Source organism: Arhodomonas sp. SL1 (genome assembly GCF_052060015.1).
Classification (GTDB): domain Bacteria; phylum Pseudomonadota; class Gammaproteobacteria; order Nitrococcales; family Nitrococcaceae; genus Arhodomonas.
The window spans coordinates 569,985-581,998 of the sequence record NZ_JBPODZ010000001.1 but is presented as its reverse complement, the minus strand read 5'-3'; the positions used below and the strand labels follow the sequence as shown (position 1 = coordinate 581,998).

Sequence of the window (12,014 nt, the reverse complement as noted above, 5' to 3'; positions counted from 1 at the left end):
CCGGATTGCATGATCCGGGGGATGCGCAGGGCACGGGTTTCATTCTATGCTCTCGACAAATCCTAGAAGAGGTTTGGCCCTGACGCCATCACCGTGGTGTTACAAGGGTCCGGGAGACCGGCGGGGCGAACCCTCGCCGGTGCCACCGTTGACGGAGGAGAGGTTAACCGCCGATGTATGATCCGTCCGCCCTGGATGCCACGCGCATCCACAGCCCCGAGTTCATCACCGAGTCTGCCCTGCAGATCCCCATTTACGCTGTACTTCGGGAAGACGGTAGCCCTTATCCCGACGCCGGCGATCCGGATGTCGCGGAGGAGGTGGTCGTGGCAATGCACGACGCCGCCGTGTTCACGCGACTCCTCGACGAGCGCATGCTCGGCGCCCAGCGCCAGGGACGATTGCCGTTCTACCTGACCTGCACGGGCGAGGAGGCAGCGACGGTGGGCAGCGCCGCCGGCCTCGAAGCGGAGGACATGATCTGGCCCCAGTACCGGGAGCAGGGGGCGTTGCGCTACCGCGGTTTCACCGCCGAGCAGTTCATGCACCAGCTCTTCGCCACCGACATGGACCTGGGCAAGGGACGCCAGATGCCGGTGCACTACGGTAGCCGCGAGCTTCACTACATGACGGTGTCCTCGCCGCTGGCTACCCAGATCCCCCAGGCGGCTGGCTATGCCTACGGCCAGAAACTGGACGGGGCCGGGCGTTGCAGCATCTGTTACTTCGGCGAGGGTGCCGCGTCGGAAGGGGACTTCCATGCCGCCCTGAACATGGCGGCGGTGATCCGCTGTCCCGCGATTTTCTTTTGCCGCAACAACGGCTACGCCATCTCCACACCGGTGAGCGAGCAGTACGCCGGCGATGGTGTGGCGGCGCGCGGGGTTGGCTACGGCGTGCGCTCGATCCGCGTCGACGGTAATGACTTTCTGGCGGTCTATCTCGCCACGCGGGAGGCGCGGCGGCAGGCGGTGAGCGAGGGGGTGCCGGTGCTTATCGAGGCCATGACCTATCGCCTGGGCGCCCACTCCACCTCCGACGACCCGTCAGGCTATCGCAGCCGCAAGGAGGAGGAGGCCTGGCAGCGCTTCGACCCCATCGCCCGCATCCGGGCCTACATGGAGTCCCGGGGCTGGTGGGACGCCGAGCGCGACGAGGCCCTGCGCCAGCGCTACCGCGATGAGATCCTGGCAGCGATGAAGGCGGCGGAGAAGCTGCCGAAGCCGCCGCTGGAGCGGCTCGTCGAGGATGTGTATGCCGCGGTGCCGTGGCATCTCGCCGAGCAGCTGGAGGCGGTGAAGAGGCACGTCGACGCGCACCCCGAGGCCTATCCCAATACCGCGGGGAGGGCCGGGTGATGGCGCAGATGAACCTCCTGCAGGCGCTCAACAACGCACTGGACACCGCCATGGCCGCCGATGAGCGGGTGATCTGCTTCGGTGAGGATGTGGGCCAGTTCGGGGGGGTGTTCCGGGCAACCAGCCACCTCCGGGATCGTTACGGCCAGCACCGTTGCTTCAACACACCGCTGACCGAGCAGGGTATCGCTGGCTTCGCCAACGGGCTGGCGGCGTCGGGCTACCGCCCGGTGGCGGAGATCCAGTTCGCGGATTACATCTTTCCGGCCTTCGACCAGATCGTCAACGAGACCGCCAAGTTCCGCTACCGCACCGGCAACGAGTTCAACGTGGGCGGGTTGACCATTCGCGCCCCATACGGCGGCGGGATCTCCGGCGGGCACTACCACTCCCAGTCGCCGGAGGAATACTTCTGCCACACACCCGGATTGAAGGTGGTCATCCCGAGCACCCCCTACCAGGCCAAGGGCCTGCTCCTCGCCGCTATCCGCGACCCCGACCCGGTGATCTTCTTCGAGCCGAAGCGCCTCTACCGTGCCGCCGTTGGCGATGTCCCGGAGGGAGACTACACCATCGATCTCGGCCGCGCCGAGGTACTGCGCGAGGGCGGTGACGTGACGCTGCTCGCCTGGGGCGCCCAGGTGGAAACGGTGCAAAAGGCGGCGGAGCTGGCGGCGGAGAAGGGGATCGAATGCGAGGTCATCGACCTTCGCACGCTGCTGCCCTGGGACGTGGAGACGGTTACCAACTCGGTGCTCAAGACCGGGAGGCTGGTCATCAATCACGAGGCCACCCGCACGGGGGGCTTCGGCGCGGAGCTCTCCGCCACCGTCCAGGAGAAATGTTTCCTCTACCTCGAGTCGCCGATCTGCCGGGTCACCGGCCTGGACACCCCGTTCCCGATGGCCCATGAGCGGGAGTACATGCCGGATCATCTCAAGACCCTGAGCGCGATCGAAGAGACGGTGAACTTTTAGGATTCCGAACATGATCAAGGACTTCATCCTGCCCGATATCGGCGAGGGCATCGTCGAGTGCGAGGTCTCGGAGTGGCTGGTCAGCGAGGGCGACTGGATCGAGGAGGACCAGCCGGTCTGTGATGTGCTCACCGACAAGGCCCTGGTGCAGATTCCCGCCATGCAGGCCGGACGGGTAAAGAAACTCTACTACGGCAAGGGCGATGTGGCGCGGGTGCATGAGCCACTATTCGCCGTCGAGGTCCCCGAAGAGCCGGACGGCGGCGACGAGGGCGGTGGTGCGGAGGGGGGGGCGGAGGCCACCTCCCCCGCATCGGAGGGGGAGGGCACCGGTGAGCGGGAGCGTGCGGCCACGCCCACGGAGCGAACCGCCATCCATGAAACGGGGGCAAACGCCGTCCGTCCGGGGCCCGTGCCGGCCAGCCCCGCGGTTCGGCGGCTGGCCCGGGAGCTGGGGGTGGATCTCCGGCAGGTTCCCGGTTCCGGTAAGAAGGGGCGGGTCTACAAGGAGGACGTCCGCGCCTTCGCCGAGGGCGCTGGCCAACGGGCCGCGGCCACGGAGCCGCCCAGCGCGGTGGCGACCGGCTCGGGCGCCGGGGAAGGGGAGATCATCCGCCGCGAACCCCTCAAGGGCGTGCGCGCCGCCATGGCGCGGCAGATGAGTGCCTCGGCCAGCACCATCCCCCACTACACCTATTCCGACGACGTGGATGTCACCGAGCTCCTCGTGGTGCACCGGACGGTGCGGGAGCACTATCGTGAAGAGCTACGGGTGACCTTGATGCCTTTCTTCATCAAGGCGTTGTCGCTGACCCTTCGTGTCTTCCCGCAGCTCAATGCCACCTTCGACGATGAGGCCGCCGAGATCTGCTATCACCGTCATCACAACATCGGGGTGGCCGTGGATGCCGCCCAGGGGTTGATGGTGCCGAACATCAAGGCGGTGGAGACCCTGTCCCTGGTCGCCCTGGCCAAGTCCCTCAACGAGCTGGTGGAGGCCGCACGGGTGGGACGCGTCAGGGCCGAGGACATGAAGGGCGGTACGATTAGCATCTCCAACATCGGGGCCATCGGCGGTACCGTGGCCACGCCCATCATCAACAAACCGGAGCTGGCCATCGCCGCCCTGGGGGCAACCCAGCGGCTGCCGCGCTTCGATGTCGACGGCAGCGTCGTCGCCCGCGACATCCTGCCGGTATCCTGGTCCGCCGATCACCGGGTAGTGGACGGCGCCACCATGGCGCGGTTCAGCAACCATTGGAAGCGACTGCTCGAGCAGCCCGCACTGATGCTGGCCGAGGCCGGCTGAGCGCGGGCGGGGGAGGGCGATGTCCGGGGCCGCCACCGCCGAGTCCATCCGGCACTTCTACATCCCCGAAGAGCAGTCGGTCTATCTGCTCAGCAAGGACGAGGCCCATCGGCTCAAGGCCTGGGTGCAGCTCTGCCAGGACCAGCTTAAGGGGCTCGGTTATCGCCAGGTGGCGCTGCTCGGTAAGGGCGCGTACAGCTTTGTCTTCACCGGGCGCCGCTCCGAGGGCGCCTTCCAGGTCTTCAAGTTCTCGCGCATCACCCTGCCGCAACACGTCCAGGACCGCCTCGAGGAAGAGGCGTATATGCTCTCGCGGATCGGGCATCCCAACGTTCCGGCGTTCGTCGCCTACGAACGGATTCGTGACCAGCGCATCCTGGTCATGGAACGCGCGCCGGGCGAGGACCTGGATGCCCTGTCCATCCGCCACGGGCCACTGCCGGTGCGGGAGCTGTTGCTCATCGCCAGACAGTTGGCCACGCTGCTGTACTATCTGCGCCATCACCCGGGCGGACCCATCGTCCACGGCGATATCAAGCCCTCCAACCTGGTCTTTGATCCGGAGGACGGCCGTGTCTCACTGATCGACTGGGGGTCGTCGGTTTTCGCCCAGGTGGATCACCGCGGCCAGCCTACCTCGTTGGCGGGGCTCGGTGGTGACGAGCAGACCAACGCCCGCCTCGGCGACGTCTACTTCATCGGCGAGGAGCAGCTCAATGGCGGGCTGTCCTCGCCGCGTTTCGACGAGCAGGGCGCGGCGAGCACCCTCTACGCCCTGGCCTCGGCGCAGTCCTGTCGCTTCGGTACCGAGGTGATCCCCGCCGCCGCCCTCGGCCTGCCGCGGGCCTTCGCCCGGGTGCTCGACGGGCTGTTGAGCACCGACCCGGCGACCCGACGCCGGGCGGGGGATTACTTCCTGGCGGAGATGGACAAGCTGGCCCGCATCGTCACCGTCTCCCGGCCCACGCTGACGCCCATGAGCCTGCTGCCGATCAAGGTTGCGCCGGCCCAGGCCATGGAGAGCGTGGTCTACAGCTCTCGGAAGTCCTTCCTGCGCGAGGAGGTCGCCGAAGGGGCGTTGGCCGGCGCCGACGATGCCCAACTCGAGCGCTATTACAAGAACTTCATGCACGGCATGGGCGATCGGGAAAAGGCGCTCATGGCGGCGGTCAGCCGCCTGTCACGCTACCCCGTGGTCGGCGGGCTGGGCATCCGCTGGAAGCCTGATGGCATCGAGATCGACAGCTACCTGGAGCTTCGTGACCCCGAGCAGGTGGCGGCCTTCTCGGCGGCGGTGAACGTGGTGGTCACCCTGGCCCGTGCGCTGGAGCGAGAGGGGGTATTCAAGTGCGTGATGTTCGACGCCAAGCACACCCTGCACCTGGAGCGCGCCGCCGAAGGGGAGCCCTTCGAGGTGCCGCCGGACCTGCGCATCCCCTACGAGGTGGTGCCCCCCGAGAGCGCTGAACCGCGTCTGCATCCCCATTCCTACTTCGAGGACGGCCGCGATCCCGACGAGTATTTGCCCCTGCCCCAGGCCATCGTCGACGCCGTCGCCGCCCTTAACAACATCCCCCACACGGGTTGCGTTATTTTCGAGAGCAAGCCCACCCACCTGAAGATCCACAGCTACTACATCCTCCTCGCGCCGGAGCGCGAGGCCGAGTTCGCCGCGCTGCTCGAACAGATCGTCTCGGCGGCGGACCAGATTCGCGGCCTTGGTATCGCGGGGTTCATGAAGCTGCCCTACAAACGGACCCGTCACTTCCGGCGTCGAGCGCGCTTGCCGGAGCAGTTCTACCCCCGCGATCCCCGTCGCACGGAGGACGCCAGGGCGCTGACCTCACCGCTGTTCCTGCTCGGCGAGGAGACCGAATGAGCGGGATCGGCGTTTACAGGAGCATCGCGGTGGTGGTGGCGCCGATCACCACGGCGAGCCATCCCGATACCGCGCGGCGCAGCCACGGCGCCGCCCGGTCGAGGTCCATGAAGGCCCCGATCACCGTCCGCCCCTTGACGAAGGTCAGCAGCGCGACGCCGGCAACCAGGTAGCGCGGGGCCAACGCCTGGCCCGCCACCGCGGCGAGGACGGTCAGGGCCAGCAGCTTGATCCAGGCGAGCTTGAGCGGTTGGGGGCGCATCACGGCAACACGTAGAGCAGTGGGAAGAGCACCAACCATACCAGGTCCACCATGTGCCAGTAGCTCGCCGCGCTCTCCGGGGCGCGCAGCCCCTCCCGGTCATAGGCGCCGGATCGCGCACGCCAGGCCACGGCGAAGAGCACGATCATTCCCAGCAGCACATGCAGGAAATGGAAGACGGTGGTGAAGAAATAGAAGAAGTGAAAGGTCCCGCTGCGCAAGGTGTAGCCCGCCAGCGCGAGCTCCGCCCATTCCGCGATCTTGATCACCGCATAGACCGCGCCGCTGCCGGCCCCGGCAAGCAGCCACGGCGTGCAGTCGCGGACCCTGCCACGGCGGGCGGCGCGGATGCCCCGGGCCACCCAGTAGCTCCCGGTGAGAAGGGCCGCGGTGTTGGCGAGGCCGGCGAGGGGATGCAGGGCAGCCCGGCCGGTGGCGAACTCCCCGGGCGCAAGGCGCGCCGCGACGGCAATGCTCACCAGCAATGCCCCGAATACCGCCAACTCCGCCAGGATGAAGAACCACATGGCCAGGTCCCCGGGATACCAGCTGGTGGAGTGCGGTTCGGCGGCCCGCTCGGCGATCGCCCCGTCAGCGATGAGGCCTATTTCGCTCATTGCCCCTCCCCGGTGAGCAACAGGTACAGCCGCGGCAGCATCTCCGGGAGCTGACCCGCCTGACGGATCAGCGTGTGATGGCGTGGCCCGAACAGGTAGGGCAGGTAGTCCGCGCCCTCCTGGTCGATGGTCACGCAGAAGGGGGTCACGCCCTCGCCGCGGGCGGCAAGCAGGGCGTGACGGGTATCCTCGAGGCCATAGCGGCCCTCATAGATATCCAGGTCGTTGGGCTTACCGTCGGTGAGCAGCAGGAGCAGGCGCTGCTCCGCCGGTTGCTCGCGGAGCACCTCGGTCGCCTGGCGCACCGCCGCCCCCATGCGGGTATAGTAGCCGGGCTGCAGGGCCTGGATGCGCCCGTGTACGGGCTCGCCCCAGGGCTCGGCGAAGTTCTTGATCAGGGTGAAGCGCACATGGGCGCGGCGGCGCGAGGAGAAGCCGTAGAGGGCGAAGCGGTCGCCGCCAGCGTCAAGGGACTCGCCGAGCAGGTGCAGGCCGTCGCGGACCACGTCGATGACCTGCTGATGATCGTCCACCCAGGCCTCGGTGGACAGCGAGAGGTCGGCGAGCACCAGGCAGGCCAGGTCCCGGTGGCGCTGCTGCGGATTGCGCCATAACCGTGGTGCGCTGCTCGCCGCGCCTTGCCGCCGCTGAGCCTGGTGGGCGATGCAGGCGCTCAGGTCGAGCTCGCGCCCCTGGGGCTGGCGGTGCTGCCAGTAACGCTGTGGACGCAGGGCCTCGAAGCGCCGGCGCAGCCGGGCGGCCATCGGCGCCAGGTGTTGCGGCATGGATGCAGGGGCGGCATCCCGTGGGAGCATGGGGATGACGTGGCAATGGCGTGGGCGCAGGAGTTTGCGCCGCCAATCCCATTCCGGCAGCAACCGACCGTCGGCCAAGGGTACGTCGTCCTCGGCGGCCGAGGGCAGATCCAGGTCCAGCCGGATGCGGGAGGCCGGGGCCTCACCGGTACGGGTCAGGCTCAGGCGGTCCAGGTCCTCGGCGACGCGCAGGGCGTCCTCGTCTTCGCCGTCGTCGACGGTGCGGTCCACCGGGACGTACTCCGACCAGGAGAACAGGCTCTCCAGGCGGAAGACGATCAGGCCGCTGCGACCGTCCACGTCGTCCACGTACTCCGCGCTGCGGCGCCCGCGGCCCTGTTTACCGGCACCCCCCACACCACTGGCGTCGTCGTCTTGGTCTCGCTCGGCGGGGTCCGGGGCGTCACCGGCATGCGGGGCCGGGTACAGCCAAAGGGGCACCGGCAGGGGGTCGCCGGGCGCCTCCGGCAGTGCGTCGCGGCATCCGGGCACGCGCAGGGCCGCCTGGATGGCGGATTCGCGGCGGCCCTCGCGGGGGCCAAGGCGGGCGGGATCGGGCCGGCCGGCAAGGACCTCAGTGGCCAGGCGCCGGTAGACACCGGACAGGCCCGGCAGCTCCGCCAGCACCCGGGCCACCTGCCGCTGATTGGCGACGAACCAGTCGGCACCGTGGGCACCATCGCTGCGGCTCGCCAGGGCGATCAGCCAGAGGTAGAGATCGCGATTCAACTGCCGTGCGGGGAACACGGCGAGACGCTCGGGCACACAGACCTTTTCGTCGTCCCGCCAGGCCAACTCATGGCGCCGGCCGGTGCCGGCGATGCGCTCCAGCCAGCGCCGGCGGTTCCGCAACACCCGCGGGGTGGCCGCCGCCACCCGAAGCCCCGGATCACCGCTGAGGGCGCGGAACACCATGGCGAGCCGCGCCTGTTCGTCGGCCAGTGAGACCGCCGCCTGGTCGTGTCCACGGCGGGCGAGGCCGGTGATGAGGCGATGCCAGCGGAGCCCGACGTACTCTTCCATTGCGTTAGTCCTCCGGGGCCGGAACGGATCCCGGGCGCGTGGGCGGCGCCGGGGGCTTACGCCGTGGCGGTCTCCGACTCCACGGCCGCCGGCTCTCGCGACTCTTGGCCGACGAAGAAGCTGGCGATATAGAGCACTAGTCCCAAGGCGAACAACACCCCAGAGACGAAGCGCAGCCAGTAGAAGATCTCCAGCTTCTCCTGAGTGGCCATGAACGACAGCGCCTGGCCGCTCTCCGGCCAGCGCTGCAGCCAGATCTGCATGGCACCCGCGGCGGTGAGGAAGAGCGTGATGGCGATCATGGACAGGCTCATCAGCCAGCAGCTGGCGACCTCCAGGGACTGGGCCCGCTCACTGTTGCCCTCGGGCCGTCCCCGGAGGGCGGGTACCGCGTAGGAGATGATCGCCAGGTTGATCATTGCGTAGGCGCCGAAGAAGGCGAGGTGGCCATGAGCGGCGGTGAGCTGACTGCCATGGGTGTAGTAGTTCACCGGCGCCAGGGTGTGGAGGAACCCCCAGACCCCCGCACCGAGGAAGGCCACGATGGAGGTGCCCAGCGCCCAGGTGGTCGCCGCACGGTTGGTGTGGTTGCGCCGCCGGCGCCGCACCATGCTGATGGCGAAGAGCATCATCATAAAGAACGGCAGCGGCTCGAAGGCAGAAAAGATGGAGCCTATCCACAGCCAGTACGACGGGGCGCCGATGTAGAAGTAGTGGTGGCCGGTGCCGAGGATGCCGGTGATCAGCGCCATGGCGATGATGATGTAGAGCCACTTCTCGATGACCTCCCGGTCCACCCCGGTGGTCTTGATCAGCACGAAGGCGAGGATGCTGGCCATGATCAGCTCCCAAACGCCCTCCACCCAGAGGTGGACCACCCACCACCAGAAATACTTGTCCATGGTCAGCGACGAGGGGTTGTAGAAGGCGAACAGGAACATCACCGCCAGCCCCACGAGGCCGGTCATCAGGACCAGGTTGACCACCGTCTTGCGCCCCCGCAACACCGTCATCCCGACGTTATAGAGGAATCCAAGGGCCACCAGGACGATGCCGATCTTGGTGATGGTGGGTTGCTCGAGGAACTCCCGGCCCATGGTGGGCAGGAGACTGTTGCCGGTCATCTCGGCGAGCTTGGCGTAGGGCACGGCGAGATAGCCGACGATGGTGAGCGTGCCCGCCGCGGCGAACACCCAGAACAGCAGCCGCGCCAGCCACGGGCTCTCGAGCTCGCGCTGTGCCTCCTCGGGCACCAGGTAGTAGGTGGCACCCATGAAACCGAACAGCAGCCATACGATGAGGAGATTCGTGTGCACCATCCGCGCCACATTGAACGGGATCGCGGGGAACAGGAAATCACCGATGATGTACTGCAGGCCGAGAATCAGGCCGAAGGCCACCTGGGCGACGAACAGGATGATGGCGAAGACGAAGTAGGGCATCGCCACCGACTGGCTCTGGTATTTCATACTGGGTCTGGCTCCTTTGTCGTTTCTCGGATCCGCGGTTTGGCTCACTCAGCCTTCGATGTTCGGCGGCCAGTCGTTGTCATCGATCCGCGAGGTCCAGATCAGGAAATCCGCGAGGGCGTCGATCTCGCTATCGGAGAGATCGAACTGTGGCATCTGCCGCCGCCCGGGTGCCTGGGTGGGCTGGGCGTTCATCCAGGCGTTGAGGTAGGCCTTGAACGCGGCCTCGTTGGCGTTGCCACGCCGCTCGAAGACGTTGGCGAGCTCTGGGGCGAAGTAGGCGCCCTCGCCCATGATGGAGTGGCAGCCCACGCAGTTGTTCTCTTCCCAGATCTCCTTGCCGTGGGCCACCGAATCAGTGAGCTCGGCGCGGTTCTCCCGTTCCGGCAGGGCGATCACCGTGTCGAAGGTCAGGGCGAGGAACAGCAGGATGAAGAACAGGCTGCCACCGTAGTAGATATTGCGGGCCATGCCCTTGGTGAAGCGGTCCGACATGGGTCTCCTTCCTTTAAACAATGCAAAATAGATGAATCTTTATGGGCGCAACGGCGATGATGCCTCGCCGCCTCAACCCAGGTGCGCGCGAACCACGTCCATCAGTGCCTCTAGCGCCGCCGCCTCGTCGGTAAGCGGCTGGGCCAGACAGGCCTCGCTGGCGGTGATCGGGTCCACCCCGCGGGCCATGAGCTGGCCGGTATGGATCAGCAATCGGGTGGAGGCGGCCTCCTCCAGATCGTGCCCATCCAGGCGGCGCAGATCGGCGGCCAGGCGCACCAAGGACGCGGCCGTCTCCGGGCTAACCCCGGCCTCGGATTCCAGGATCTGACGCTCCGCCTCGGCGTCCGGGTAATCGAAGGCCAGGGCCACGAAGCGCTGACGGGTGCTCGGTTTCAACCCCTTCATAAGGTTCCGGTAGCCGGGGTTATAGGAGACCACCAGGAGGAAGTCCGGATGGGCCTCAATGGTCTCGCCGGTAGCGTCGATGGGGAGTACGCGACGGTCGTCGGCGAGGGGGTGTAGCACCACCGTGGTGTCCTTGCGCGCCTCAATCACCTCGTCGAGATAGCAGATCGCCCCCTCGCGGACCGCTCGGGTGAGTGGCCCGTCCTGCCAGTAGGTGCCTTCGGTACCGATGAGATGGCGGCCGACGAGGTCCGCGGCGGTGAGGTCGTCATGACAGGCCACGGTATAGACCGGGCGCCCCAGCCGGGCCGCCATGTGGTGGATGAAGCGCGTCTTCCCACAGCCGGTGGGCCCCTTGATCAGCACCGGCAGGCGGCCCCCAGCGGCATGCTCGAATAACGCCACCTCATCGCCCAGAGGGCGGTAGAAGGGGGGAGTGGCGGCGTGGGGTAGGGTTTCCTCGACGGCATGCATCCCAGTGAGCTCCTCTTCAGTTTTTTATAAAGTACCTTATATGCTTCTTTAAATGAACACCTTGGATACCCCTTTTTGAGGCGACCAACCGGATGGTCACGCACGAGCATCGGTTGTGGCGTCTCTAATTTGAGGTATACTAAGTACCAGTTTAATGTCGATCAGGAGTGTGCCATGACCATCGCCGCACCGTCCCCCAGTGCACTCCGCCAGGAGGTCGTCATGGCCCTGCAGGCCTGTAGCGACTGCGACCTCTATCGCCTGTGCTTCCCCGATGGCCTAGTCGGGCCCGAGGGCGAGCCCGACCCGCTACTCGAACGCCGTCGCACGGTCCTGCCCGCTGGCCGGGAGCTCCAATGGCGCGAGGGCCGGCGCCTGTGCGTCCTGCGCTCCGGGGCGATCAAGCGCAGCCGCTTCACGCCGGATGGTGACGAGGTGATCGCGGGTTTCGCCTTCGCCGGCGAGACCATCGGGCTCGAGTCCATCGAGGGTGGCATGCCGGACGAGCGCTTCGTGGCGCTGGAGAGCACCCGTCTCTGCGAGGTCCCCTGGGAGAACGTGGAGGCGGCGATGGCCGAGGACCCACGGGTCCGTGATGCAGTGAATCGACTGTTGCGCGAAGAGATCAACCGCTCCCGGGAGCAACTGATCCGCGCCTGCCGCGGCACCGCCCGCCAACGCGTCGCCGCCTTCCTGCTGGACGTGGGGCGGCGCCGGCGCGAGCGGCGGCTCAACGATGTACGGATGCGTCTGGCTATGGGCCGGCGCGAGATGGCGGCCTACTTGAACCTCACCCTGGAAACGGTGAGCCGGACCATCTCCCAGCTACGCCGTGAGGGAATGATCGCGGTGGAAGGCCGGCGGCTGGAACTGCTCGACGCCGCTGGCCTCGCCGACATTGCCGAGGGCTTTTCGAGGCCGTGACGGC

The 12,014-nt window shown here is 67.2% G+C and carries 11 protein-coding genes; 5 read left to right on the top strand and 6 right to left on the bottom strand.

Features of this window, described 5'->3' with window-relative positions:
• The first annotated feature begins 173 nt into the window (after window positions 1–173).
• Genes ACQ754_RS02790 through ACQ754_RS02775 form a run of 4 tightly spaced genes read left to right on the top strand, consistent with a single transcriptional unit; the run spans window position 174 to window position 5,523 of the window.
• The gene (locus ACQ754_RS02790) at window positions 174–1,358 is read left to right on the top strand and encodes a thiamine pyrophosphate-dependent dehydrogenase E1 component subunit alpha (protein ID WP_440995462.1); all 1,185 of its coding nucleotides are present in this window, start codon (window positions 174–176) and stop codon (window positions 1,356–1,358) included.
• A complete protein-coding gene (locus tag ACQ754_RS02785; RefSeq protein ID WP_440995461.1) occupies window positions 1,358–2,335 on the top strand; it encodes an alpha-ketoacid dehydrogenase subunit beta in 978 nt (325 codons plus the stop codon). The genes ACQ754_RS02790 and ACQ754_RS02785 overlap by 1 nt, the downstream gene beginning before the upstream one ends.
• A 10-nt stretch (window positions 2,336–2,345) precedes the next feature.
• Window positions 2,346–3,644: a 2-oxo acid dehydrogenase subunit E2 gene (locus ACQ754_RS02780; protein WP_440995460.1), complete on the top strand. Its 1,299-nt coding sequence runs from the start codon at window positions 2,346–2,348 to the stop codon at window positions 3,642–3,644.
• A gap of 19 nt (window positions 3,645–3,663) precedes the next feature.
• Entirely contained in the window at window positions 3,664–5,523 is a 1,860-nt protein-coding gene (locus ACQ754_RS02775; protein WP_440995459.1) for a protein kinase domain-containing protein, read from the top strand.
• Between the two features lie 13 nt (window positions 5,524–5,536).
• On the opposite strand, the gene ACQ754_RS02770 is transcribed toward ACQ754_RS02775, so the two are convergent.
• The 6 genes from ACQ754_RS02770 to ACQ754_RS02745 all read right to left on the bottom strand — a co-directional run bounded on the left by ACQ754_RS02770 (window position 5,537) and on the right by ACQ754_RS02745 (window position 11,086).
• Entirely contained in the window at window positions 5,537–5,785 is a 249-nt protein-coding gene (locus ACQ754_RS02770) for a cytochrome C oxidase subunit IV family protein (RefSeq protein WP_440995458.1), read from the bottom strand.
• Window positions 5,785–6,402: a cytochrome c oxidase subunit 3 gene (locus ACQ754_RS02765; RefSeq protein WP_440995457.1), complete on the bottom strand. Its 618-nt coding sequence runs from the start codon at window positions 6,400–6,402 to the stop codon at window positions 5,785–5,787. The genes ACQ754_RS02770 and ACQ754_RS02765 overlap by 1 nt, the downstream gene beginning before the upstream one ends.
• Window positions 6,399–8,240, bottom strand: coding sequence for a nitric oxide reductase activation protein NorD (locus ACQ754_RS02760; protein WP_440995456.1), 1,842 nt, complete (start codon window positions 8,238–8,240; stop codon window positions 6,399–6,401). Before ACQ754_RS02760 ends, ACQ754_RS02765 begins: the two co-directional genes overlap by 4 nt.
• A gap of 56 nt (window positions 8,241–8,296) precedes the next feature.
• Window positions 8,297–9,709: a cbb3-type cytochrome c oxidase subunit I gene (locus ACQ754_RS02755; protein WP_440995455.1), complete on the bottom strand. Its 1,413-nt coding sequence runs from the start codon at window positions 9,707–9,709 to the stop codon at window positions 8,297–8,299.
• Window positions 9,710–9,757: 48 nt separating this feature from the next.
• The gene (locus tag ACQ754_RS02750; RefSeq protein WP_440995454.1) at window positions 9,758–10,204 is read right to left on the bottom strand and encodes a c-type cytochrome; all 447 of its coding nucleotides are present in this window, start codon (window positions 10,202–10,204) and stop codon (window positions 9,758–9,760) included.
• 72 nt (window positions 10,205–10,276) lie between these two features.
• Window positions 10,277–11,086, bottom strand: coding sequence for a CbbQ/NirQ/NorQ/GpvN family protein (locus ACQ754_RS02745; RefSeq protein ID WP_440995453.1), 810 nt, complete (start codon window positions 11,084–11,086; stop codon window positions 10,277–10,279).
• 174 nt (window positions 11,087–11,260) lie between these two features.
• Here ACQ754_RS02745 and ACQ754_RS02740 point away from each other — a divergent pair, with 174 nt between their 5' ends.
• Window positions 11,261–12,010: a Crp/Fnr family transcriptional regulator gene (locus tag ACQ754_RS02740; RefSeq protein ID WP_440995452.1), complete on the top strand. Its 750-nt coding sequence runs from the start codon at window positions 11,261–11,263 to the stop codon at window positions 12,008–12,010.
• Window positions 12,011–12,014 lie beyond the last annotated feature (4 nt).